Below are 25555 nucleotides of genomic sequence, written 5' to 3'. Positions count from 1 at the left end.
AACGAAATGAAAAGGTTATCTATAATTCCGGCAGTCGCAGCAGTGCTGTTCCTTGGAGGATGTATCCCTTCGATTGGTCCGGAAAAAGAAGAAATTATACAAGAAAACGAAGACATCCAACCAGAAACGGTACTGATACCGGAAGTGCAGTTGAATGAGAACTATTACCGGACATTACTGCCGTTTAAAAAGAGTGCGAGCCGGGGCCTGATAGTCAACCAAGTGTATAGCAAATACGATATTGGGGAAGTTGAAGAGGGACTTCTCCGGTTATCTGCAAAGAACTTTAATCCAAAAGATCACTTCTTCCAAGAAGGGCAATTCATCGATGAAAAAACAGCAGTTCGATGGCTATCCCGGAGTTCTAAGTTTGACGAAGGGTTGAATCCGCCAATTAACGATAAAATGTCTCCTCAAGACATTAGCGAAAAAGCACCTGTCTATCTCGCTCACATCGTCGAGCAGAATTATTACGTGAAAACAGGTGACAAAAAAGTGGGGTTGGCTGGTATCTCGATTGGCCTCGCTATGAATTCTGTGTTTTATCAACGTGATGCATCGGAAGCTAAGATTCCTGATAAGACTGTTGAACAGCAAGGGATGAAGATGGCTGAAACGATTGTTAAGCGAATGCGCCAAATGGAAGGCGTTGGAGATGTACCGATTACGATCGGCTTATTCAAACAACAATCCCGCAGTTCGATCGTTCCAGGTACTTACTTTGCAACTACAGTTGTCGATAAAGGGAAAGACGCTCCAGCTGGATGGAAAGAAGTGAACGAAAAATTCGTCTTACTACCCGCTGCATCGAACGACGATAATTATCGAGACGTCAATATGACATTCGAAAACTTGAAACAAGATGTCAATGAATATTTCCCAGGGTATGTCAGTATTGTTGGGACAGCATTTTACAGTGATACTACGTTGAAATCCCTTAAAATCAATATACCAATCCAGTTTTACGGAAAAAACGAAGTTGTCGCGTTAACACAATACATGACTTCACTCGTGATGAAATATTATCCCGATATTGAAGTAGAAGTCAGTGTCACATCTGTAAACGGTCCTGAATCCTTAATCATGAAAAAGCCTGGAGAAAAGGAACCAACTATACACATCTACTCATATTGAGAATAGGAACTTTTCATCATCTGCTTGAGGTGTTATGATTAACCGTATTGTACAAAAGCCAGGAGGAGAGACTATGTCCAATTTTACTAAAGAGGATATTCAGTATTATGCGAATTTCGCACGGATTGATATGCCAGACACAGAAGCTGAGAAATTCGCATCGCGTTTGGACACATTACTTGAGTTTTCGGATCGATTGAAAGAAATCGATACGACCGATGTGGAACCAATGACACATCCATTAGCTATTAAGAATGTATTGCGCGAGGACATCCCTGCCGATATTCTCGACCGCGATGAGATGCTTAAAAGTGTAGAAGACCACGAAGACGGTCTTATTAAAGTACCGAACATTCTAGATTGACCCGTTATAGAGGAGGAATTGACTTATGGTAGTAAACAAAACTGCGTCTGAACTTCAGTCTCTTTTACATAGTCGTGAACTATCGGTTAAAGAACTAACTGAAGCTACATTGAAAAATATCGAAAAAACGGATACATCTATTCAGGCTTTCCTGACTGTGACTGGACCAGAAGCGCTTGCTGCTGCCGAACAGTTGGATAACCTTCCAGATGACCAACGTGGAAGCCTTTTCGGCATGCCGATTGGTATTAAAGACAACATCATCACAAAAGATATTAAAACAACTTGCGCAAGTAAGATGTTGGAAAACTTCGTGCCTGTCTATGAAGGAACAGTAACAGAAAAAGTTAAAGAAAACGGAATGGTAGTTGTCGGTAAGCTCAACATGGACGAATTTGCTATGGGTTCGACAACAGAACACTCTGCTTTCCAACGTACGCATAACCCTTGGGACTTGAATCGAGTACCAGGTGGATCTTCAGGCGGTTCAGCGGCAGCAGTTGCAGCTGGAGAAGTGTTATTCTCTCTTGGCTCTGATACTGGTGGATCTGTACGTCAACCAGCAGCATTTTGTGGCGTAGTTGGTATGAAACCGACGTATGGCCGTATTTCACGTTCTGGTCTTGTTGCATTTGCATCTTCTATGGACCAAATCGGACCGATTACGAAAACAGTAGAAGACAATGCAATGTTGTTAAGCGCTATTGCCGGTGCTGATTATCGTGACCCTTCTGCATCAGAAAAGCCTGTGCAAGATTATCGTAAGTCATTGACAGGCGATATTAAAGGCTTGAAAATTGCTGTGCCTGCACGCTATTTAGGTGAAGGTGTGGAACCACAAGTACGCGATGCTGTGAAACAAGCGATTGCTGTTCTTGAATCTCTTGGCGCACATGTTGACGAAGTGGATCTTTCCTATTCACGCTATGCTGCACCGACATACTACGTCATCTCTTCTGCAGAAGCATCATCGAATCTTGCTCGTTTCGATGGCATCCGTTACGGATACCACCCAGCAGATGCGAAAAACTTGAACGAGATCTATTTACGTTCCCGTTCAGAAGGCTTCGGGGATGAGGTCCGCAAACGTGTTCTTTATGGAACGTATGCACTTAGTGCCGGTCATCACGAAGACTTGTACGAGCGTGCTCAAAAAGTACGTACATTGATCGCGCAAGATTTCCAAAACGTCTTCAAAAAATATGACGTTATCGTTGGACCAACGAGTGCAACGAAAGCTTATAACCTTGGTGAGACAATTAAAGATCCATTGACGCTTTATGCGAATGACTTACTTACTACACCTGTAAACCTTGCTGGTATTCCAGCAATCTCGGTTCCATGTGGCTTTGCAGACGGCCTTCCTGTTGGCTTGCAAATCATCGGGAATCATTTCGAAGAAGCGTTGCTCTATAAAGTGGCGCATGCTTATGAGCAAGCGACAGAATTCCACAAACAGACACCGCCTGCTAGGGAGGGGAACTGATTATGAACTTTGAAACAATTGTTGGACTTGAAGTCCACGTTGAACTTAAAACAGATACAAAGATCTTTTCAACGGCACCTGCCCACTTTGGCGCAGCACCTAACATGAACATTCACCCAACCGACCTTGCGTATCCTGGTACATTGCCAACAATGAACAAGCAAGCGATCGACTTCGGAATGAAAGCTTCTATGGCATTAAACTGTGAAGTGGCTCGTGTCATGAACTTCGACCGTAAGCACTATTTCTATCCGGATAATCCAAAAGCATACCAAATTTCACAAGATGACCGCCCAGTTGGTGCAAACGGTTGGATCGAAATCGAAGTGGATGGCTATACAAAGAAAATCCGCATTGAGCGTGTGCACTTAGAAGAAGATGCAGGCAAACTGACGCATTCGGATAACGGATATTCTCTCGTTGACTTGAATCGACAAGGAACACCCCTTATCGAAATCGTAACAGAAGCAGACATTCGTACACCGAACGAAGCATATGCTTTTCTTGAAAAACTGAAGGCAATCATTCAGTATACAGGCGTATCTGACGTGCGGATGGAAGAAGGTTCACTTCGTTGTGACGCTAACATTTCACTCCGTCCATATGGACAAGAGGAATTTGGTACAAAAACAGAGCTTAAAAACTTGAACTCATTTAACTTTGTACGTCGCGGAATCGCGAACGAAGTCGAGCGTCAAGAAAAACTCTTGCTTTCTGGTGAGAAAATCGTTCAGCAAACACGTCGTTATGACGAATCTACTGGACAGACAATGCTCATGCGTATCAAAGGAAGCGCGAACGACTACCGCTTTATCGATGATCCCGATCTACCTGAAATCTTCATCGACGAAGACTGGATCGAGCGCGTTCGTGCTGAAATTCCAGAACTTCCAGATGCACGTAAAAATCGCTATGTGAATGAGCTAGACTTACCAGCATACGATGCACACGTGTTGACATTGACAAAAGAGATGTCTGATTTCTTCGATGAAACCGTAAAAGCTGGAGCGGATGCGAAGCTTGCATCGAACTGGCTTATGGGTGAAGTTTCGGCATACTTGAATTCTGCGTTTAAAGAATTGAACGAAACACCAATTACGCCTGAAGGACTTGCGAGTCTCGTGAAACTCATTTCAGATGGAACGATTTCATCGAAAATCGCGAAAAAAGTCTTCAAAGAACTTGCTGAAAATGGTGGCGATGCAGCTACAATCGTTAAGGAAAAAGGACTTGTCCAAATTTCCGATGAAGGTACATTGCGCACCGTAATTGGTGAAATCTTAGATACCAACGAACAATCAATCGAGGACTACAAGAACGGGAAAGACCGTGCTGTTGGATTCCTCGTTGGTCAAGTAATGAAAGCAACGAAGGGGCAAGCGAATCCACCACTCGTTAACAAACTATTGCTAGAAGAAATTAGCAAACGATAAGTAGAACCTCCGACAACGTCCTGTGATTTGGCTCAAGCTAGATACACAGGGCGTTTTCGTGAGTGTTGCGGGATAATTGATTTCCAACTGTAGATAGGGGTACACTTGTTGAAAAGGAGTGTGAGAGTCGTTGGCTACTGAAGTAGAGTATTTTGAACGAGCGATTTCACTTGCAACGTATATGGACAATATGAAACAGCTGAAAGAGAGTAGTTTTTTGATTTACGAGAAATTCGATGTACCAAAAGACGATGAATTCATCACCTATCTAAAAGCAGCGAAACCGAGAATTTTAGTGATTACAGAAGACTGGTGTGGAGATGCGATGATGAACAATCCGATTTTACGGAGGATTGCTGAAGCTGCAGATTTGGACGTACGCGCGGTGTATCGCGATGAAGATAAGGGGCTGATTGACCGCCACTTAACGAATGGAGGACGATCCATTCCTATTTACTTACTGTTAGACGCAAACGGCGCTGTCGCTGCAAAATGGGGACCACGCGCTGCAACGATTCAAAAGCATGTGATGGAATTGAAACAACAAATTCCAGCGGGTGACGCTCCAGACTTCGAAGCGAAGCAAAAAGCGGTCTATCAACAAATTACATCTGATTACACGACGAAGCCTGAGAACTGGTTAACGGTTTACGAAGACATTCGCAAAACATTCTTACCAGTAATACAAGAAGCTCAATAACAGCGTTTGTGTATTTGGAACTGAGTGAACAGAAAGAGGGAAACAACGTATGAAGCGTGCTCGCATTATTTATAACCCGACTGCGGGAAGGGAAGCTTTCCGCAAAAATCTAGCCGATGTGCTCATGAAACTTGAGCAATCCGGATACGAAGCATCTGCCCATGCTACTACATGTGAGGGGGATGCAACTGTCGCTGCAGCAGCTGCTGTTGAACGTGGTTTTGACCTAATCATCGCAGCTGGCGGAGATGGAACGTTGAACGAAGTCGTCGCAGGTGTCTCTGGTTTCGATAAGCGTCCACCAATCGGTCTAATTCCGATGGGAACGACAAACGATTTTGCGCGCGCACTGCGCATTCCACGTGATATTGATAAAGCGCTAGATATTATTCTTGAGGAAAAAAAAATCCCTGTCGATGTGGGTAAGATGAACGACCGATTCTTCATCAATATCGCAGGTGGCGGTAGAATGACGGAACTCACTTATGAAGTCCCAAGCCGTTTGAAAACGATGCTTGGTCAACTCGCTTATTATTTAAAAGGGATTGAAATGCTCCCTTCCATCCATGCAAGTCGCGTGAAGATTGAGTATGACGACAAAGTGTTCGATGACGAAGCGATGTTGTTCCTTGTGGGACTAACCAATTCCGTAGGTGGCTTCGAGAAACTTGCACCTGAATCGAGCATTAACGATGGAAAGTTCACGTTGCTCATTTTGAAGAAATGTAACATTGCGGAATTTATTCGCGTGGTAACGCTCGCAGTTCGTGGCGAGCATTTAAACGATCCTCTTGTGATTTCGTGCAAAGCAAAGTCTGTCAAAGTGACGTCTGAAGAAGAGGTACTTGTGAATTTAGATGGCGAATACGGTGGGAAAGCACCCGCAGTCTTCGAAAACTTATCCTGTCACATTGAAATGTACGTCCCGTTCGATAAGCTTCGGGAACAAGATCGCTCGTGGTAACTTTTTGTAACTCCGCTAAATCTAGCGGAGTTTTTTTGTTGATGTGAGACCCGCCCGTTCCAGCGAGGAACCCGCCCGTTCCGGCATGAGACCCGCCCATTCCGACGAGGAACCCGCCCATTCGGGCATGAGACCCGCCCGTTCCAGCGAGGAACCCGCCCATTCGGGCATGAGACCCGCCCGTTCCGACGAGGAACCCGCCCGTTCCGGCATGAGACCCGCCCGTTCCAGCATGGGACCCGCCCGTTCCGACGAGGAACCCGCCCGTTCCGGCATGGAACCCGCCCGTTCCGACGAGGAACCCGCCCATTCCACCACATAACAAACTCCAAATTCCACACAAATTCTACCCAACAAAAAAAACAACGGGCACAAGGCCCGTTGCGTATCGATACTACTTATTCAATAAATTCTAACGCTTGGTCTTGCTTGGAGGCAAGCTTCGGAAGATCTTCGACTGGAATCCATTTGAACTTGAACACCAATCCTTCGTCTTTTCCATCCCCATGCACTTTGTAGTTCCACTCCGTATCATGTTCACCGACATAGTCGAAATGAAATACGTTACGTTCGAGTACTTCATCTTTATCCTTAGGGAAAAAGTTTGTTTTATGCAATTTACCACATAACACAAGTTCTTCACGTTGGATACCAGATTCTTCCTCTATTTCTCGGTATAAGGCATCGATCAGTAGTTCGTCCCGTTCGATCGTGCCACCTGGAACTTGAAGGCCTGCTTCAGGGAAGTCCCTATGCTCGAACACAAGAAGTTCGCGGTCTTCTTCTGCGCCTCTTGTAATATAGGCAAGTACTTTCCGTTTAAGTTTCAATTGCGATCACCTCGCTTAATTGTACTAGTATACACTACAATTGAAAATAGTTCAAGTATTTAGGTAATATGCCCATTCAACGTCATTACTTTTATTTACCCAAATATGCGTAATTTAATCTTAATTGGGGAAAGTAGTTACTATATGGTGATTTACGGCTTCAACTAGCCATTTGAAAGGATGTGACCCAATGTACAAAAAACAAGAACGAGTACTCATTTGGTTAGCTTTTGGCGTCGCAGCCGTTATGCTGCTTTCCATTGTAGGAAGGCTGTTAGGATAAACACCAGCAAATAGTACCATACTTTGTTAGTGAAGGAGGCAACGCAGATGGCAAATGAAGAAGCAGTGTTTTTCTCGCGTGTTCTGACGGAGACGACCCTGTCGTTCCACATTATTTACGCAACAATCGGTGTCGGTGTACCCCTAATGATCATGCTCGCCCAATGGGTAGGTATTCGAAAAAATGATGAACACTATATTTTACTTGCACGCAGATGGGCACGTGGATTTGTAATTACAGTCGCTGTCGGTGTTGTAACAGGTACCGCCATTGGCTTACAGCTATCGTTATTATGGCCGAATTTCATGGAATTAGCCGGCAATGTAATTGCCTTGCCGTTGTTCATGGAAACATTCGCATTCTTTTTTGAAGCTATCTTCCTCGGCATCTATTTGTATACGTGGGATCGATTCGAAAATCAGAAAAAGCATTTGCTACTTCTAATACCTGTAGCACTCGGTGCATCATTCTCTGCAGTATTCATCACAATAGTGAATGCATTCATGAACGCACCGCGTGGATTTGACATTATGAACGGCGAACTCGTCAACATAAGTCCGTTGCTAGCGATGTTTAACCCAGCAATGCCTACTAAAGTGGCACACGTTGTTGTGACATCGTACATGACGGCAGCATTCGTATTAGCAGCTATTGCAGCGTTCCGTTTACTTCGCGGATCAGATCACATTTATCACAAAAAAGCTTTACTACTCACTATGAAAGTCGGATTCATCTTTGCTATTGGTGCTGCAATAATTGGTGACTTCTCTGGTAAATACTTAGCTGAGTACCAACCAGAAAAGTTAGCCGCTGCTGAGTGGCATTTCGAAACAACGGACAAAGCGGAACTCATTTTAATGGGGATTTTGACTGAAGATAACGAAGTTAAATATGCACTTAAAATTCCATACGGACTTTCGATTCTTGCTGCAAACAATCCGTTTGCGGAAGTAACTGGACTCGATCAGTTCCCTGAGGATGAAATACCACCACTTTACATCCATTATTTATTCAACTTAATGGTCTTTATCGGTATGTGGATGGCGTTCCTATCAGGAGTATTCCTACTAGGGAAGTGGAGAGGTTGGTCGTTCATCGTAACGAAATGGTTCCGTTGGCTCATCGTACTCGGTGCACCACTATCGCTTCTGGCAATTGAATTCGGTTGGTGGTTCGCAGAAGTTGGACGACAACCATGGATTCTGCGACACATCATGAAAGTTTCTGAAGCTGCGACAACAAGTGGACAAGTCGACAACATGCTCATTCTATTCTGCCTACTGTACCTTGTACTTGGTGTCGGAAGCATCGTTGTATTACGCCGCATGTTCCGTGTCAATACAGTGGAAAAAGAACTTGAAGACCGCCATTCGATGAGAGGACGTGATGTACGATGAATCTAGAGATACTCGGGATTTCAGTCTTATGGACATTTCTGTTCGGTTATATTATGGTTGGCGCCATTGACTTTGGCGCCGGGTTCTTCAACGCTTATAGTACTATCACTGGTAAACAGCGTGTGTTAACAAAAGTCATTCAGCGTTACCTGTCGCCTGTCTGGGAAATCACGAATGTGTTTCTCGTATTTTTCTTCGTTGGGATCATCGGTTTCTTCCCGAAAACGGCGTTTTACTACGGAACGACATTACTCGTACCTGTTAGTTTCGGGGTAATACTTCTCGCAATTCGAGGATCTTATTACGCGTTTGAAACGTATGGATCACGTGGCCATAAAGGCTACTCATTCATGTATGGATTAGCTGGGATTCTTATTCCAGCCTCACTTTCCATTGTTTTGACGATTTCAGAAGGTGGATTTATCACCCTGGTTGATGGGAATCCTGTACTCGATTATTGGAAACTATTCACAAGCCCGCTCACTTGGGCGATAGTAGTACTCAGTATTTCCGCGACATTGTATATCTCGGCCGTCTTCCTGACGTGGTATGCGAACAAAGCACGTGATACAGAAGCAACAGGACTTCTAAGAAGATATGCATTGACGTGGTCGCTACCAACGATAATCGCTGCAGGCGGCATTATTGTTGAACTCAGAAGACACCAACCAGAGCATTACAGTAATATCCAAAATTTTTGGCCAATGTTTTTAGTTTCGTTTCTGTTATTTGTTGGAACCGTGTTCTTGCTATATACGAAGCGACAGTACGGATGGGCATTCGCAATGCTCGCAGGTCAATTCGCATTTGCTTTCTACGGGTACGGTGCATCGCATTACCCGTACTTGCTCTACCCGTACTTAACGATCTATGACAGCTTTACGAATCCGGCAATGGCAATTTCACTCATCGTCGTGTTCGTACTCGGTTTGTGCTTACTCATTCCGTCACTGATCTTGGTCATGCGACTATTCTTGTTCGATAAAGATTACGTGAGTGGCAAAGGCGACTATCACGCATAAGGGGGCAATCCTATGGATAACTTCATCATGTTTTACGCGCCATTCATTGCGCTAATCGCGTTCATCGTAGCCGCATTTGTTGTTGCACCTATGGATGGATGGGTTATTAAACAGGCAAAAGAAGAGAAGAAGAAATAAGAAGGGGAGCTGCCTAGGCAGCTCTTTTTGTTTGGGATGGAATCTCGGAGAAGCGCTCCATTAGGATCAAGCAAGATCCCATTCCGCTCAAGCCATCATCGATTTAGCTAAAGCAACTCGACCCGACCTATGGTAAACTACAGTACAGACCTAAAACTGGAGGGCACGAACTCATGACCTATGCAGTAAATCAAAACGACCGACTCGTCGTTCAAATAGAAGATCTTACACACGACGGCTCAGGCGTCGGAAAAGTACAAGGCTATCCGCTCTTCATACCGGGCACACTACCTGGTGAAGAAGTCGAAGTCAAAGTGAGCAAGACACTCAAGAACTACGGATTTGCAAAGTTAGTCAACATCATCACTCCTTCACCTGAACGCATCGAAGGTCCATGTCACGTCTACCCGGAGTGCGGCGGTTGCCAGATTCAGCATCTGACGTACGAAGCACAATTGAAGCAAAAACAAAAAACTGTCCGTGACGCGATCGACCGCATCGCAAAACTACCTGACGTTCCCGTGCATCCTGTACTTGGAATGGAAGACCCATGGCGCTATCGCAATAAGTCACAAATTCCTTTCAGCGAACGCAACGGGCAAGTCGTCTCAGGATTTTATCGCTCGAAAACACATCACATCGTAGATACAGACGTTTGTCTTATCCAAAGTGAAGAAGCCGACGAGCTAATGGCCATGTTGAAACGCGAACTTCAAATCCTCGGCATCGATGCGTACGATGAGCACAAACACAAAGGCTTCCTTCGCCATCTAGTTGTCCGGAAAGCACGTGCAACGGGAGAACTTATGGTTGTCCTCGTCACAGCGCGACGTAAATTCCCGGAAGCAGACCAAGTCATTCAGGCCATTCGACGCGTTGTTCCAGACGTTACGTCCATCATGCAAAACGTCAACACGCAAAAGACGAACGTCATTTTTGGCAATGAAACCTTGAATCTCTATGGCAAAGACATCATCATCGACTCAATTGGCGGCGTCGACTTTGAAATTTCTGCGCGCTCGTTCTATCAAGTGAATCCCGTACAAACGGAAACTTTGTACAAGCAAGCACTCAACTATGCACAGCTAACAGGAACTGAAACCGTAATCGATGCGTACTGTGGCATCGGGACAATCTCATTATTCCTCGCGAAACAGGCAAAAGAAGTATACGGCGTAGAAATCGTTCCACAAGCGATCGAAGACGCAAAACGGAATGCTGCGTTAAATGGCATCGATAATGCTTATTTTGAAACTGGAGCGTCAGAAGACGTCATTCCAAAGTGGTATAGCGAAGGGAAAACATTCGACGTCCTCGTCGTGGATCCACCGCGTAAAGGATGCGATGAAAAGCTACTCGAAACGATCCTGAAACACAAACCAGGTCGCGTCGTTTACGTCTCATGTAATCCAGCAACGCTAGCGCGCGATCTCAGAATCCTTGAAGACGGCGGCTACAAAACTCAAGAAGTCCAGCCAGTGGACATGTTCCCACATTCGACACATATCGAAGCGGTTGCGTGGTTAGAACTATAAAAAAAGACGCGATTCCCAATTATTAGGGAATCGCGCCTTTTTAGGTTTTCGAAGTATGTAGCATTCAATTAAAGCTCAAATCAGAGTTGTGTGATGCACAGGTGCGCAAATATGGGTATTGCAATTTCATAAAGATTATAGATTATTGAAATTTTCATGGTAAGGTTATTTAGTACACAGAACAAAATAGCTGTTTGCCGTCTTTGCAATGACGGAACTATAGTGTAGAACGATCTTTACAGTTCGAAACATCAGCTAATAAATCTATTTGATTAAAAAATTAATTAAAAGGGGAATACTATCTTGACCAACTTTAATGAGGTATCCGCAAGAAATACAGAAAATGCACCAAACAATAATGGACTATTTTCGCAAACTGTAGCATTTTCTCATTACAATAATCTTTCAGCTCAATTACCTATCGAACCTAAAACTGGTGAATTGGTAGCTGGTGGTATAAAAGAGCAGGCTGAACAGTGCTGTAAAAATATCAAGGCAATTGTAGACAGCATCGATCATGTTATGAGCGATATCGTTAAAATCACAGTATTCGTTAAAGATATCCAAGACGTTGACGCTGTAGACGAAGTTTATAAAACATTCTTCCCAACCTATGTTCCTTCACGGACAACAGTCGCAGTTGCGGCTTTACCTATGGATGCTTTGGTGCAAATTGAAGCACTTGTTTCACACGGTGAAGGTACGATTCCAAACGCACCACAAGCAGGCGATCTTATAAAGCTTACAAATAACACGGAAAATGCACCAACAAGTCCTCTATCTACACAAACTGTGTCATTCTCTCATTACAATAATCTTTCAGCTCAATTGCCTATCGATCCAAAAACGGGCAGGTTGGTAGCTGGCGGTGCAAAAGAGCAGGCTGGACAGTGCTTGAAAAATATCAAAGCAATTTTAGAAAGTATCGACGTTCCTTTTGACGATATTGTTAAAATTAATATCTTCCTTAAAAACCTCTCCGATACTGATGCGGTAAACGAAGTGTATACAACCTATTTCCCAGACTCGGCTATCGCTAGGGCTGTAGCCTATGTCCCTGCACGTACAACGGTTGAAGCTTCAGCTTTACCAATGGGTGCTTTGGTACAAATTGAAGCAGTAGTGTCACACGGTGATGGTACACCTCCACAAGCTGTTGAAGACAGACATGGTATCGTTATATGGGCAAATAACACTGATAACGCACCAAAAAGTTCTCTATCGACACAAACTGTAGCGTTTTCACATTACAATCATCTTTCAGCTCAATTACCGTTAGATCCGAAAACTGGTAAATTGGTCGCTGGTGGTGTAAAAGAGCAGGCTGAACAGTGCTTGAAAAATATCAAGTCAATTGTAGAAAGTATCGACCACGCTATGGAAGATGTAGTTAAAGTAAACATCTTCGTTAAAAACATCGTAGATATGGATGCTGTAGATGAAGCTTACAAAACATTCTTCACAGGCGGTGTTCCTGCACGAAGAACAGTTGGCGTTTCAGCTCTACCTCACGATGCTTTAATCCAAATCGATGCAGTTGTATCGAATGCTGAAGGAACACCTCCAAAAGCTTAAAAAGGACTTTCTCAAATGAAAGTTAAGACAAGCCCGTAATTTAACAGTACAAAATAAAAATACCAGGTGCCCCATACGGGATACCTGGTATTTTACCTATCAATATATACGAGCTGTATATTCCTTCAATTCTGGCGGAAGTGGAGATACATACTGTTCGCCGTCCTGACGCTCGACAAGCTCAGCTTTTGCTTTCTCAATCACCTCTGGATGATTCAGTACGTCCATTGCCGTACTTGCCATCACTTTCCCAGCATGTAGCATTCCTTTATGGGCAACAGAGGTTGTCCCAGTTGCAACAACTTGCCACGTATGGAGCTCGGTTCCAAGAGATTCACAAGCCGTCATACACTGCGCAGTTGGTATGATCCAACTAACATCTCCGACATCTGTTGAACCAGGCATCATTCCATTTGCAGGAACAAATGGGTCAATCAGATCGGAAAGTGCTTTTCCTGCTAATCCTTTATTGGACTTCACTTCTGAGTTTTTGTCAGCTTCTGAAATCGTTTCACGGATCTTTTCGGCGAATTCTACATCTGTCTCATCATGTTGAGGAACACCGAGTTCAACGAAATTATCGTACATCATTTTCTCTAACGTTGTATTCGGGAGTACATCAGATAGGGCAGAGGCGAAATCGATTTCTACTTCAGTCCCAGTCATGAGCGCTGCACCGCGCGCGACATCACAAATACGCTGATACACTTCTTCCGTTTGTGACACACGAGGGGCTCTGACAAAGTACAAGACTTCAGATTCTGATTGAACCACATTTGGCGAAATGCCACCTGAATTCGTCACCGCATAATGGACGCGTGCTTCTGGAATAATGTGTTCACGTAAATAGTTGACTCCGACATTCATCAGCTCAATTGCATCCAGCGCACTTCTTCCTAAGTGTGGACTCGATGCTGCGTGAGCGCTTTTCCCTTTAAATTTAAAGTACACTTCGTAACACGCAAGAGTCGAAGTGGACATGACACTATTACGTGTACCTGGATGCCATGTGAAGGCTACGTCTACATCGTCAAACAACCCTTCTCTTACCATGAACGTCTTACCGCCACCGATTTCTTCACCAGGGCATCCGTAATAACGGACTGTTCCTTCGATGTTGTTTTCCTCCATGTAGTAACGAAGTGCCATAGCGGCTGCTAACGAACCCGTTCCGAGTAAATTATGTCCACAACCATGACCGTTTCCGTTCATTTCTACTGGATTATATTCTGGCACGCCGCCTGATTGGCTGAGTCCTGAGAGAGCATCGAACTCTCCTAAAAATGCAATGACAGGCTTGCCGCTTCCAAAACTACCGATGAATGCAGTGTCAATATTCCCAACACCACGTTCAACGGTAAATCCTTCTTCTTCTAATGCATCACTTAATACACGTGCGGATTTGTCCTCTTGGAAGCCTAATTCTGCATAACTCCAAAGATTGTCACTCACTTGAATTAATTTGTCCCGCTTTTCTTCAATTATTTCTGCTAAACGTTGACGAAAGTCCATAATCGTTAACCCCCATAAGATTTTATTAGCGTTCATTAGCCGAATGAATTTATTTGAGAAGAATAGTTATTCCAAATCAGAGAGAGCGCTTTCAAAAACACCATCATTCTCTTCAGGAATCTTGAACAACAGAGAACAAATACCCGTCATGATAAGTGCTGCGATCAGGAAGAGGAATGCAACCAAATACAAACCACCAAACGCGTCAATTAAACCACCCATAACGATTGGGGCGATGAACCCTGATAGACCTCCAACAAAATACATAGAACCCATAAACGTACCGACAATGTTACCAGCAACATATTTTAAAGGTATCGTTAAAATCGTCATGCTGAGCATGGAAGAACCGAAAGTGAAAATACTTTGATACACAATAACAAGTCCAAGCGTAGGAGCATTATACATTAGCAACAGGCAAATACTCGCAATCGTTGTGCCTGCTAGGATGAACCACTTCTCTTTACCGCCGCGTCCCTTATCTATCAAATAACCAGTTAGAATAGCGGATGCTAATCCAAATGCTTGAGGGATCATGGCGAAAGAACCAACTTCCTTCAAATTCAAATCACGTGAACTCTCTAAGTAGGACGGCATCCATGAAGAGAAGCCCCATTGTGCAATACTTGAACCTAAATACATGATGACTACAACCCAAAGCATTTTGTGTTTGTATAGTTCTTTCATTGGTACTCTTGGAATAAGAACTCCATCCGCTGTTACTTTTTCTACCTTTGGTGGATGATAGTAAATAGCTAATAACAGGGTGACGACTAGACCAATGCCACCAATTGTATAAAACATCGCACGCCAACCATAAGCATCTGAAATGACGGCAGTGATGTATAGGGCGAGAACGCCACCTAATAACTGAGCCGCAAGTAGAATTGACTTCGCTCGAGCTCGTACATTTTTCTTGTAAATTTCAGTAATCGCGACACCACTACCTGTCGGTAAGCCACCATCACCTAATCCTAAAACAAAGCGTACTAGTAAAATCGAAGCAAATGAGCCAACCATCCCTGTTACTAAAGAAAATAAGGAGATGATAAATAAAGCGATTACAATTACTTTTCTAGATCCGAACTTGTCAGAGAACCAACCCGCAAGAACCGTCATACAAGCACTGCTTAACCAAAAGCTACTAATTACCATACCACTCTGTGTTTTAGTCAAATTAAATTCTTCGCTAATCGGTATGATGGCAATATTCATACCGAACAATGTTAACGAATCGACAATCCATCCTAGAAACAGTAACGAAAAGATAAAGTGACGTCGCTTGTTACTCATCTTTAGCATTCCCACGAGTTTCAACCTCCTTTAATTATCCAATGAAGATTCACGTAAATGAGAAAATGGATAACCTTCCTTTTGATATACTTTCGGTCTACTTAGGGACAAGACTTTAAATATAGTTTACACTTTATACTGAGACGAAATATTCTGCAAGCTTTTTCTGAACAGGTGAATATTCTTTGTTACAATATAGTTAGGAAGGAGCAAAAAAATGGGGATACTATTAGGATTACTAGGTCCAACTGATTCAATTGAAGTCGTTCAACACTATTTGAAGAAATATAAAGATATTACTTGTATTCCAATCGAATGTTTAACTGAAGAGGACTTAAATGAGCGTGTGGAACCACGAAAGAATGACATCCATATGTGGCTATGCACAGGTCCCATTACCTTTAATATTGTTCAAGAATGGGGCGGGTTATCTGATCCTATTTTCTTAATCCCGGTTCACGGCTCTGCTATATACAGCTTGCTACTACAACTCTCACACGAATATCACTTACGGGTGAATGAAATAAGCTATGATGCGATTTCACGAGAAAAACTTAGCCAAGTATTAAGAGAAACGACTATTCAAGAAACGATTCAACACATTGAATCGGAAACGATAGATTTACAGGAACTGATTGACTTTCACGTTCAGTGTTACAAAAACGGTTACACGAAAGCAGCGATTACAGGTCATCCGATAAAGGAACAATTAGAGGAACTCGGCGTGCCTGCATATCGGATACTACCGACTGAAATCTCGGTTGACTCTGTCGTATATGAAATTCGCAAGATCCACGAAATGCTTCACGTCAAAAGAGCTCAAATTGCTGTGCAGATTATTGAATACGACGCTGCCTTTATCGGATTAAAAAACACAGCCTTCACGACGGATAAGCTTTATGAAATCGAACTCGAATTCATGAAAAAATTACGGGCCTATTCAAAACGCATTCAAGGATCTCTTCTAACAATTGGTCCAGGACGTTATATGATATTTTCCACTAGAGGATTTTTGCAAGATATCACCCATAACTTTGCACATGTAGCTGAGATGGATTCGGTTGAAGGCGTGAAGAAAGAGATAGAGACGTGTGGAATCGGAATCGGTCACTCTGCACACGAGGCTGAAATTAATGCGTGGAATGCGTTGTTACAAAGTAGAGAGTGGGGGAAAGGCTCGTGGGTGGTTTGCTTTGACGATAAAAAGATTTCAGGTCCACTTGGTGAGGAGCAACAGCTTACCTATTCCTATAATTCAGATGAAATCGAGTCACTGAAAGAGAAAACCTCTCTTAGCGTCGCCACCCTCCATAAGTTGAAATCTATCGTTAACAAGCGGTTCACGGAAGAGATGAGCGCAACGGAACTTGCCCAATACATGCAACTCACAACACGTAGCGCACGACGTATTTTGAATGAGTTGGAAGTGAATGGGTTAGCGGTGGTCGTAGCAGAAGAGAGTCCGCGTAAAACAGGACGCCCGAGAAAAGTGTATCGATTATTGCTGTAACATATAAAACAGATTGGACGCGCGGAATGGAACTCACATTCTTTGCGATCAATCTGTTTTTTCGTCTAATTCTATTCAAGTAAGCTGTTCATTTAGCGTTGAGTGACAAGCGAATTAGAGTCCTACTTGGGTAGAGCGCACATATCCCAGGTAGATGAATAGACTAAGACTGATAAGTTACCTAAGTAGGAGTGATAATGAATGGATACGAGTGGTGGAAATCTAGGTAGAAAACCGGAATTAGTTAGCGGTGCGTATGGGGACGTCAATGGCGATGGTGTAATGGATTATGTATTTTTGACAGCGTTGAAGTCAAAAGACCCGTCAAGTCCATATTTAGAGAAGATTACGTTACACGTTCAAGATGGTGTCACCCACAAAGTACATGTCATTGAACTAAATGATGAGGGGAATTCAGGGTACAACCCGACTGTTTTTCTAGGAGACTTTACGGGCGATGGCGTCCAAGATATTCTGATCACCATAGATTCAGGTGGCTCTGGTGCCTTCACGTACGATTATGTGTATTCTTTCCTTCACAATCGCTCGAAGAAGTTATTTGATTTCAATTCGTATAATGAGGAAAACCAGTATACTGTCACCTATTTGGATCACTTCAAAGTGAGTGTGAAAAGTCCAGCAACGAGTCAATCCTTTCTGATTGATATCAGTGATAGAGGTGTCGATTATTTATCGCAAATCTATTATCAAAATGGAATGTTGATAAAGCCGGTAACTGGGATGGCTGACGGGGTAAGTGGGTTTTATCCTGTAGATATGGATCGTGACGGGGTCTATGAAATTCAGGCCTATCAAAAAATCAGTGGGCTTTACCACGCTGATGCATTTGGATATATCATTAATACATTGAAGTGGGATGGACAAAAGTTTTCCATTTGGCAACAGTGGTTAGCCCTTTACGGGAACCCGCTCCAGAAGAAATGAACTCGTTTTTCAGAACGAAGCTGACCTCTGGAGTAGAGCAACCTACTGCACATTCACGCAGGCCGGTTGCTTTTTTTCTTCATCGATGAAACACTAGAAGTTAACCGGAAAACGTATTAGCTAACGATGTGTTTGTCCATACTAGATGGACTCTCAATAACGCAAGAGAACGAATTCAACCAAACATGTAGAAAAGTAGGAATGTCTAATGAAAAAAGTATTTTATATAGGGGCTATTCTAATGATTGCTGCGATTGTCATCCTAGGATTCACGCTCAAAAACAGCTCAGGTAGGAAGTCCGCTTCAAAGACACCAACGGGCAGTGGACAAGTCATGGTTCTAAGAGAGCCAGCTTTAACGCCAGAACAGAAAATCGAAGCGATTGTGGCCCAAGCAAAAAGAGGTGCGACACCAAACTTCAATGGCATAGCAGGCCAAACAACAACACAAGAAGTTGAGCAAGAATGGAACGCGTCCGGCACACCTACCGAAACGGAAGCGGGCAGCTATACCACTTATCCCGAACAGGGAGTGACCATTGGAGTTAGAGATGGTATCGTTTTCGACGTGCGTTATGCAGGAGGCAATCTGAAAGGGATTCATTACAACGACCTTAAAACAACACTAGGAAATCCGGATAAAACCAAGACCTACAAGGACGTTACTCATGACCAAATCATCTGGGTGTATCAAGTCAGTTCAGACTACCAACTTAAATGGATTCTACAGAAACCGACGGACACCGCTCCGAATCCTGTCGTCGATCATATAGCAGTCTGGACAAAGGTCGAAACGAAGCATGAAAAACTACTTTCAGAACTGACACTCGATGAAAAGATAGGTCAACTTATCATCGCAGGAATCGATGGTACTACCGTCAACAACGCATCCAAAGAGCTGATTGCGCACTACAAGATTGGTGGTGTGATCTTCTATAGCAATAACGCGGACACGCCCGATCAGACACTGAAATTCGTCAATAGTTTGAAAGCTGTCAACCAAAACAACAAACTTCCATTATTCACGAGCATCGACCAGGAGGGAGGACGTGTCGCACGTCTACCGAAACAAGTCGCGAAACTACCGAGGAGTGCCACTATCGGAAAAAAGAACGATCCCGATTATGCGCTCAGCATCGGACAAATGCTAGGTAAACAGCTCACCCAATTCGGATTCAACATGAACTTTGCGCCAGTACTGGACGTCAACAGCAATCCGAACAATCCCGTCATTGGGGACCGATCATTCAGCGCGGATCCGAACGTTGTAAGCTCGCTCGGTATTCAGACCATGAAAGGCATCACAGAACAACATGTCATCCCGGTCGTCAAACACTTCCCAGGCCACGGGGATACATCCGTCGATTCCCATCTAGAACTACCGAAAGTGAACAAAACTGTGAAACAGCTCGAACAGCTGGAGCTAATTCCATTCAAGAAAGCAATAGAAGCAGACACAGATGCGATTATGGTTGCTCATATTTTATTGCCACAGTTGGATAAAACCTATCCAGCCTCCATGTCAGCACCCATCATCACCGATTTGCTGCGCAAACAGATGGGCTATAATGGCCTCGTCATGACAGACGATATGACGATGAAAGCGATCACGAATCATTATGGAATTGCACAAGCGGCAGTTCAGTCCGTTAAAGCGGGAAGTGACGTCGTTCTCATTGCACATGATCCAGCGAATACAATTGCCGTCATCGATGCACTGAAAGCAGCAGTCGAATCCAACAAAATCTCTGAACAACAGATCGACCAAAGTGTCATGCGAATTATCGAACTGAAAGAGAAGTACAAGTTGGACGATGAACCGACACAGAGTGTCAACGTCAAACAACTGAATGATGAGCTCCATGAAGTCCTAAACAATCACAAGTGAGCACGATAAGACAAGCATGACCGATTCAGAACAACTACACTGGATATAGAAAGAAGAGGGAATAGATGGAGGGTCTCCAAAGAAAGATGGATAGCATTACGCACATCGAACAGAATCTCGACAATGAGCTGAACATGGAAGGAATTGCGGACAAAGCAAAACCATTCTATGAAGGCCAATCCGAAACTATCCTTTCAAATTTAAGTAAAGGGAGATGTCGGAATGGATTATAAGATTATTAATAAAGAGGCGTTTGCAATCGTTGGGAAAAGTATTCGGACTAGTACAGTAGAAGGGCAGAATCATCGCAACATCGCTCAATTCTGGATCGATTCCAATCAGAATGGCTTCGCAGACGAACTTGCTCAAGTGAGCGGGGATCTTGGCCTGATCGGAGTTTGTATGGATTTTGACAACGAGCAAGAACAGCTGACGTATGCAATCGGAGCCGAAAAAACAACCAATAATGTTCCTTCTGGTTGGGATGAAGTGAAGATTCCCGCGTCGACATGGGCAGTATTTCCGGTACACGGAGCTATGCCAGATGCTATGCCAAGCGTTTGGCAGAGAATCTTCTCGGAATGGTTCCCAGCAACTGGGTACGAGCATTCGGGTGGACCCGAAATGGAGGTCTATCTAAGCGATTCAGACCCGTATTCTGCAGACTACTACAGCGAGATTTGGATTCCAATTAAGAAATAACTAAGTTCCTACAGCGCAACAAGGTATCAAAATACATTCATAACTAAACAAATCATGCTATCATGTAATCCAACAAGTAAGATCCAAAAGAGGGGGCGTAACTATGACAAACCAAAGTGAAAGTATCGCAAAGAAAGAAGTGCCCGTTGAACAATGTGAGGAGCTACTCAGCCTATTGAAAACCCGGTTTGAGGACAACATGCACCGTCATCCAGAACTAGAGTGGGCGAAGGTCCAAGCAAAGCTCGATGCCAAACCTGAAAAGCTATGGTCCCTTCATGAAATGGAGCGAACGAACGGAGAGCCTGACGTTATTGGGTATGACAACGAGGCGGATAGCTACATGTTCTGCGATTGTTCCGCAGAAAGCCCTGCAGGTCGTAGAAGTGTATGTTACGACCCAGAGTCACTAGAGTCACGCAAAAAGAACAAACCCGCTCATAGCGCCTGTGGTATGGCAGCAGAAATGGGCATTGAACTGTTAGACGAAGCACAGTACCGTGCGTTGCAACAACTGGAGAACTTCGATAAGAAAACATCTAGTTGGATAAAAACACCTTCGGATATCCGGAAACTCGGTGGCGGGTTATTCTGCGATTTCCGCTTCGGTACCGTATTTGTTTATCACAATGGTGTGGAGTCTTATTATGCAGGCAGAGGTTTTAGGGGAATGCTGAAGGTTTAAAGTAGGTAGGGATCCGTATATTTAGCAAACATGGCTATTCCTATAAGCTAAGTCGGCATAGTAAGGAAATAGGTCACTTCGTGATATACTAGTTGAATGACGTGACGTGCGACGGTTGTTTTAACGACGTAGGTACACGAAACGTAATAGCAAAAAGGAGATCCTAACTATGAGTAAACCAATAGCTGTCATCGTAGGGGCAGGACCTGGAGTAAGTGCAGGAGTCGCAAGAAAGTTCGGCAAGAATGGATTTCAAATCATCCTACTTGCAAGAAGACAGGAATCATTGGACGAACAAGTCGCTGCATTACAGAAAGAACATATCGAGGCTGTAGGAATTACTGCAGATGCTTCCTTATCAGAATCGCTTAAACTTGCATTCATGACCATCAAAACAGAATACGGTGTGCCAGACGTGTTGATTTACAATGCTGGAGCCAATTCTATTAACGATCCGTCAGTTTTAAGTGAAAAAGAACTTTTGAATGACTTCACTGTCAACGTAGTCGGCGCCATGGTCAGTGCGCAACAAGTTATCCCTGAAATGATAAAGAAAAAAGCGGGCACAATTTTATTCACAGGTGGAATGCTTGCATTGAACCCAGTTGTTTCTAGAGCATCCGCTGCAATCAGCAAAGCTGGACTGAGGAATCTGACATTCACACTGGCAGAGGAATTAGCTCCTCACGGCATTCACGTCGGGACGGTTACAATCGGTGGAGTAGTAAAAGCTGGTACTTTCTTCGATCCCGATGCAATTGCAGAATCCTTCTGGAATCTCCACGAAAAACGAGATACGAACGAAATCTTGTTCAAGCCTGAGTGATCGATCATTAGAAGATACCCATTAGCCATATTAGCAAGTGAATTAGCGATTCCCAAAGATGCATTCATCTCCGGGAATCGCTTTTTGTCTACCAATAACGACCGTTTAGCCATTCTTACTCATGTTATAATGGGCTTACTCACAAGCGGGAGGGTCATTCCGTGATTTGATGGATTGCTGTGTTCATCATCGGCTATGCTATGACATACATACTACCAGATGATTTTTTGAACGAAAAAAGTCCTTTGGTAAATCTATTCGTACTCACATTGATTGCATTGTCATTCCTTTTCCTCATCTGGCTCATAAAATCCAAACCTGTATAAAGTAAACCAATCACTTTAAAGAAAGGAGAACATCCATGGCTATCCTGACATTTCTCATCATCGCTTGGCTGCTGACACTGTTCAGTTTTGAACGACTCGTCATCCAAGCCTTCAAAGAACTATTCGGTAAAGACATCACAAAGGCAACATATTACTTCCTATTTCTCGCAATCGGAGTTTTCGGCGAAGTAGTGTTGTTGCTTCAAGGCACATATTCAGAGTACTTCTTAAGAGGATAAAAACAGTAAAAGAGGGTCGTTATGAAAATTACAATCGACAACGAAGTCATCGACTATAACGTACAATACGGCAAAGGAAAGAAGATGCAGCTAGAAATCGATGCATTCGGATTCATCACCGTCAAAGCACCGAACGGAACAACTAAAGAAGCAATCCATCAGCAACTTCAAAAGTGGGGAAGTTGGATTCTAGAGAGGCAAAGAGAACGAGATGCCAACAAAATTAGCCCACTTGCACGGAAATACGAGCCAATCGGGACGTTCCTCTATCTCGGTGAAGAACGCCCTCTTCACGAACTAATTCACACGGAGGGTCTGACACAAGAACAGATGAAACTGAACCTGAAAAAGTTCTACTTCACGCAATGCAAAACACTAATTGAAACACGGATTAAACCTTATCAGAAGGACTTGAAAGTCACAGCGAAAACTATCGACATCATCGATTCGTCTCAAAAGTGGGGAAGCTGCAACACAAACAAAAAGCTCGCCTTTAACTATCGTCTCGCCATGGCACCTGTTGACGTCATCGACTACGTGATCGTCCATGAACTGTGTCATATTACGCACATGAACCACGACCGCTCTTTCTGGCGTCGCGTTGGCGGCATCATGCCTAATTATAAGGAGAAGGAAGCGTATTTGGAGCGGATGAATCATCGTATGACGCTTTAAGAAGAGGAAGATTCTTTTCAATTCAGGGTTTCATCAAGCATACCTCTCTAAAACTTTCTGTGAAGGTTCTGCATCTGCATCGCTTAAATCGATAAAATAGGTTAACTGCCATTTTTGTGTAGCGAGGCCTTGCTTACTAGTAGGCATGTCCCAACTTGGATAAACTCTAAATGCCATCTTTCCATTTGTGTCATCCGTTTTAAGAATGTTGCGGGTTGCAAGGACTTTTTTGGGAAAGATGAATTGTCCGAAATGGTCTTCAGTAAATGTATTGATGACTATGAAGTCGGGGGATTTGTCATAAGTAAAAGGTTGATTTTTATGGTTTCCATCCTTTTCCCACAACGCGACAAATTGACCAATCTTTTTGGGCGTTATTTTTGCAACTCTGAAACGAATGGATTTAGTATTTAAAAGAAAGGTACCAGCTCCATATTCCGAGTTCTGATGCTCTTCGCGAACATCTTGTATGGTGAAATGATTAGGTCGATAAACTAGATCAGTTACATAAGCAATAGCATTCATAAAGTTATTCATCTTATTTCCCCCTCGAATAGGTTGTACATCCCTTAAGTGGAACGTTCGTTCTATTTTAAGGGTGTTAAGGAAATAGTGCAACATGAATATGAAGACCGGAAATGCTTAATCCACAAAACACGACACCCATAAGGAGCTAACCAATGGAATCTGAAATTCTCAACGTGTTCAATGAACACCACCAACCAATCGGTACTGCGACACGTGAAGATGTCCATCTACTTGGCCTTTGGCACGAGACGTTCCATTGCTGGTTCATCGGTAAAAAAAACGGTCAAGATATTCTTTACTTGCAACTGCGCAGTCCTATGAAAAAAGACTATCCAAACGTACTAGACATCACCGCAGCGGGACACTTGCTAGCTACCGAATCTGTGCAGGATGGCGTGCGTGAAGTTCAAGAAGAGACCGGCATCGATATCGCGTTCAACGATTTGTATTCGCTTGGCATTATTCCTTACAGCATAACGAAGCGAGACATGAAAGACAATGAACTGGCCCATGTGTATGTTTATCGATCAGAGTACGAAATAAAAGATTTCCATTTACAATCGGAAGAAGTGGCGGGGATAAGCAAAGTGGCATTTAAAGACTTTACGGACTTGTGGGGGTGTAAATGCGATACGATACCGAGTCGTGGGTTTGTGATGAATGAAGAAAAGCAAAACTTCTTGCAGAAAAGAATAAGCAGAGCTGATTTTGTTCCGCATCCGGTTTCCTATTATGAAGCGGTGATAAGGGGAATTGAAAAGGTTTTATCAGACTAAATGAATGCTAAAAGCCTGGGCGTCACACACGATTAAGAAATAAGTTCGACCTGCCCTTAATCGAATTAAAACCCAGGGAACAAAAATAGGTTACTTCGCTTCCTTGTCTGGTTGATGAATCCCAAAGATATTCCCTTCTGTATCGTGATAGTATCCTTGCCACGCCATACCCGGAAGCGCATGCTTGGCTAAGACGACTTTGCCGCAATTCTTAAGGATCATCGCTTCACACGCATCATAATCGTCAATTTCAAGTGTACATGCATAGCCGTTTAGCGCTTGGTTGAGCTCGGGAGGTAGACTTCTGCGCTGCATGAGTGCCCCGTTGATACCTAGCGAATCTTCATCCCCAGTGACGGCACCGAAGTAAGGTGACCCCGCATAGTCACTCCAATCTTCAAACGTCCACCCAAAAACATCCCCATAAAACTTCTTCGCACGATCCATATCATCCACATGAATTTCAAAATGAATCACTCTTCCCATAGTTGCCTCCTCATGTTTTGTAGTTTTGCTAATCAATCTAGATACTCGGACTTCTTGAAACTCTGAGTATTCTAATAATAACACGCTGTAAGAAATTCTACATGATTCAAATAGTAGCGAAAGAGGGAATAGCTGAGTAGAAATTAGACTGAAAGTAGTGATTGTAACAGAAGGACCACCAGGAATTGGTTTAGGTGTAGCGCAGTGCAGTGATAGGCTGAAGACCGAGGAGCTGTTGCCGTTGCGGAAGTGAATGCAGAAGTTGCGCAACAAGTTGCAGATGAAATTAACGAAAATGGTCGA

General features: G+C 43.5%; 26 protein-coding genes. 21 read left to right on the top strand and 5 right to left on the bottom strand.

Annotation, left to right across the window (positions count from 1 at the left end):
• The first annotated feature begins 6 nt into the window (after positions 1–6).
• The 6 genes from ACRPI0_RS12395 (at position 7) to ACRPI0_RS12370 (ending at position 6081) form a co-directional block, all read left to right on the top strand.
• Complete coding sequence (locus tag ACRPI0_RS12395; RefSeq protein ID WP_432352974.1) at positions 7–1134, top strand: CamS family sex pheromone protein; 1128 nt, start codon at positions 7–9, stop codon at positions 1132–1134.
• Between the two features lie 73 nt (positions 1135–1207).
• Complete coding sequence (gatC, locus tag ACRPI0_RS12390; RefSeq protein ID WP_432352972.1) at positions 1208–1498, top strand: Asp-tRNA(Asn)/Glu-tRNA(Gln) amidotransferase subunit GatC; 291 nt, start codon at positions 1208–1210, stop codon at positions 1496–1498.
• Between the two features lie 25 nt (positions 1499–1523).
• Positions 1524–2984: an Asp-tRNA(Asn)/Glu-tRNA(Gln) amidotransferase subunit GatA gene (gatA, locus tag ACRPI0_RS12385; protein WP_432352970.1), complete on the top strand. Its 1461-nt coding sequence runs from the start codon at positions 1524–1526 to the stop codon at positions 2982–2984.
• Between the two features lie 2 nt (positions 2985–2986).
• Positions 2987–4417, top strand: a complete 1431-nt coding sequence (gatB, locus tag ACRPI0_RS12380) for an Asp-tRNA(Asn)/Glu-tRNA(Gln) amidotransferase subunit GatB (RefSeq protein ID WP_432352968.1) — start codon at positions 2987–2989, stop codon at positions 4415–4417.
• 130 nt (positions 4418–4547) lie between these two features.
• Complete coding sequence (locus tag ACRPI0_RS12375) at positions 4548–5117, top strand: thioredoxin family protein (RefSeq protein WP_432352966.1); 570 nt, start codon at positions 4548–4550, stop codon at positions 5115–5117.
• A gap of 49 nt (positions 5118–5166) precedes the next feature.
• Positions 5167–6081 (top strand): diacylglycerol kinase, encoded by a 915-nt coding sequence (locus ACRPI0_RS12370; protein WP_432352964.1) that lies wholly within the window; start codon positions 5167–5169, stop codon positions 6079–6081.
• A gap of 398 nt (positions 6082–6479) precedes the next feature.
• Here ACRPI0_RS12370 and ACRPI0_RS12365 read toward each other — a convergent pair whose 3' ends face one another.
• The gene (locus tag ACRPI0_RS12365) at positions 6480–6911 is read right to left on the bottom strand and encodes an NUDIX hydrolase (RefSeq protein WP_432352962.1); all 432 of its coding nucleotides are present in this window, start codon (positions 6909–6911) and stop codon (positions 6480–6482) included.
• Between the two features lie 330 nt (positions 6912–7241).
• Between ACRPI0_RS12365 and ACRPI0_RS12360 the strand changes: the two genes are divergently transcribed.
• From ACRPI0_RS12360 to ACRPI0_RS12340, 5 genes are all read left to right on the top strand, one after another.
• On the top strand, positions 7242–8591 hold the full coding sequence (locus ACRPI0_RS12360) for a cytochrome ubiquinol oxidase subunit I (RefSeq protein WP_432352960.1): 1350 nt from the start codon (positions 7242–7244) through the stop codon (positions 8589–8591).
• On the top strand, positions 8588–9613 hold the full coding sequence (locus ACRPI0_RS12355; protein ID WP_432352958.1) for a cytochrome d ubiquinol oxidase subunit II: 1026 nt from the start codon (positions 8588–8590) through the stop codon (positions 9611–9613). The genes ACRPI0_RS12360 and ACRPI0_RS12355 overlap by 4 nt, the downstream gene beginning before the upstream one ends.
• 12 nt (positions 9614–9625) lie before the next feature.
• Positions 9626–9751: a cytochrome bd oxidase small subunit CydS gene (gene cydS / locus ACRPI0_RS12350; RefSeq protein WP_432352956.1), complete on the top strand. Its 126-nt coding sequence runs from the start codon at positions 9626–9628 to the stop codon at positions 9749–9751.
• Between the two features lie 173 nt (positions 9752–9924).
• Positions 9925–11286, top strand: a complete 1362-nt coding sequence (gene rlmD, locus ACRPI0_RS12345; protein ID WP_432352954.1) for a 23S rRNA (uracil(1939)-C(5))-methyltransferase RlmD — start codon at positions 9925–9927, stop codon at positions 11284–11286.
• A 303-nt stretch (positions 11287–11589) separates the two neighbouring features.
• Complete coding sequence (locus tag ACRPI0_RS12340) at positions 11590–12861, top strand: RidA family protein (protein ID WP_432352953.1); 1272 nt, start codon at positions 11590–11592, stop codon at positions 12859–12861.
• Positions 12862–12960: 99 nt separating this feature from the next.
• Here ACRPI0_RS12340 and ACRPI0_RS12335 read toward each other — a convergent pair whose 3' ends face one another.
• Complete coding sequence (locus ACRPI0_RS12335) at positions 12961–14373, bottom strand: M20 family metallopeptidase (protein ID WP_432352952.1); 1413 nt, start codon at positions 14371–14373, stop codon at positions 12961–12963.
• A gap of 66 nt (positions 14374–14439) precedes the next feature.
• Positions 14440–15675 (bottom strand): MFS transporter, encoded by a 1236-nt coding sequence (locus tag ACRPI0_RS12330; RefSeq protein WP_432355950.1) that lies wholly within the window; start codon positions 15673–15675, stop codon positions 14440–14442.
• Positions 15676–15883: 208 nt separating this feature from the next.
• Here ACRPI0_RS12330 and ACRPI0_RS12325 point away from each other — a divergent pair, with 208 nt between their 5' ends.
• The 9 genes from ACRPI0_RS12325 to ACRPI0_RS12285 all read left to right on the top strand — a co-directional run bounded on the left by ACRPI0_RS12325 (position 15884) and on the right by ACRPI0_RS12285 (position 23462).
• Positions 15884–17176, top strand: a complete 1293-nt coding sequence (locus tag ACRPI0_RS12325) for an ArsR family transcriptional regulator (protein ID WP_432352951.1) — start codon at positions 15884–15886, stop codon at positions 17174–17176.
• A 201-nt stretch (positions 17177–17377) separates the two neighbouring features.
• Positions 17378–18121, top strand: coding sequence for a VCBS repeat-containing protein (locus tag ACRPI0_RS12320; protein WP_432352950.1), 744 nt, complete (start codon positions 17378–17380; stop codon positions 18119–18121).
• Positions 18122–18329: 208 nt separating this feature from the next.
• Positions 18330–20009 (top strand): beta-N-acetylhexosaminidase, encoded by a 1680-nt coding sequence (nagZ, locus tag ACRPI0_RS12315; RefSeq protein WP_432352949.1) that lies wholly within the window; start codon positions 18330–18332, stop codon positions 20007–20009.
• Between the two features lie 86 nt (positions 20010–20095).
• Positions 20096–20242 carry a hypothetical protein gene (locus tag ACRPI0_RS12310; protein ID WP_432352948.1) on the top strand — a complete coding sequence of 49 codons (147 nt, stop codon included), beginning with the start codon at positions 20096–20098 and terminating at the stop codon, positions 20240–20242.
• On the top strand, positions 20232–20711 hold the full coding sequence (locus tag ACRPI0_RS12305) for a GyrI-like domain-containing protein (protein ID WP_432352947.1): 480 nt from the start codon (positions 20232–20234) through the stop codon (positions 20709–20711). The genes ACRPI0_RS12310 and ACRPI0_RS12305 overlap by 11 nt, the downstream gene beginning before the upstream one ends.
• Before the next feature lie 103 nt (positions 20712–20814).
• Positions 20815–21396: a DUF4256 domain-containing protein gene (locus ACRPI0_RS12300; RefSeq protein WP_432352946.1), complete on the top strand. Its 582-nt coding sequence runs from the start codon at positions 20815–20817 to the stop codon at positions 21394–21396.
• Between the two features lie 169 nt (positions 21397–21565).
• A complete protein-coding gene (locus ACRPI0_RS12295) occupies positions 21566–22222 on the top strand; it encodes an SDR family NAD(P)-dependent oxidoreductase (protein WP_432352945.1) in 657 nt (218 codons plus the stop codon).
• Between the two features lie 361 nt (positions 22223–22583).
• Positions 22584–22787 (top strand): hypothetical protein, encoded by a 204-nt coding sequence (locus ACRPI0_RS12290; protein WP_432352944.1) that lies wholly within the window; start codon positions 22584–22586, stop codon positions 22785–22787.
• A gap of 21 nt (positions 22788–22808) precedes the next feature.
• Positions 22809–23462: a M48 family metallopeptidase gene (locus ACRPI0_RS12285; RefSeq protein WP_432352942.1), complete on the top strand. Its 654-nt coding sequence runs from the start codon at positions 22809–22811 to the stop codon at positions 23460–23462.
• Between the two features lie 33 nt (positions 23463–23495).
• Here the strand turns inward: ACRPI0_RS12285 and ACRPI0_RS12280 are convergent, their stop codons facing one another.
• On the bottom strand, positions 23496–23999 hold the full coding sequence (locus tag ACRPI0_RS12280; protein ID WP_432352941.1) for a MepB family protein: 504 nt from the start codon (positions 23997–23999) through the stop codon (positions 23496–23498).
• Between the two features lie 143 nt (positions 24000–24142).
• Between ACRPI0_RS12280 and ACRPI0_RS12275 the strand changes: the two genes are divergently transcribed.
• Positions 24143–24766 (top strand): NUDIX hydrolase, encoded by a 624-nt coding sequence (locus ACRPI0_RS12275; RefSeq protein WP_432352940.1) that lies wholly within the window; start codon positions 24143–24145, stop codon positions 24764–24766.
• A gap of 90 nt (positions 24767–24856) precedes the next feature.
• On the opposite strand, the gene ACRPI0_RS12270 is transcribed toward ACRPI0_RS12275, so the two are convergent.
• A complete protein-coding gene (locus tag ACRPI0_RS12270) occupies positions 24857–25252 on the bottom strand; it encodes a VOC family protein (RefSeq protein ID WP_432352939.1) in 396 nt (131 codons plus the stop codon).
• Between the last annotated feature and the right edge of the window lie 303 nt (positions 25253–25555).

The sequence above is a fragment of the Sporosarcina sp. A2 genome (genome assembly GCF_050858885.1).
Taxonomy (GTDB): domain Bacteria; phylum Bacillota; class Bacilli; order Bacillales_A; family Planococcaceae; genus Sporosarcina.
This window is presented reverse-complemented; position numbering and strand designations above follow the sequence as displayed.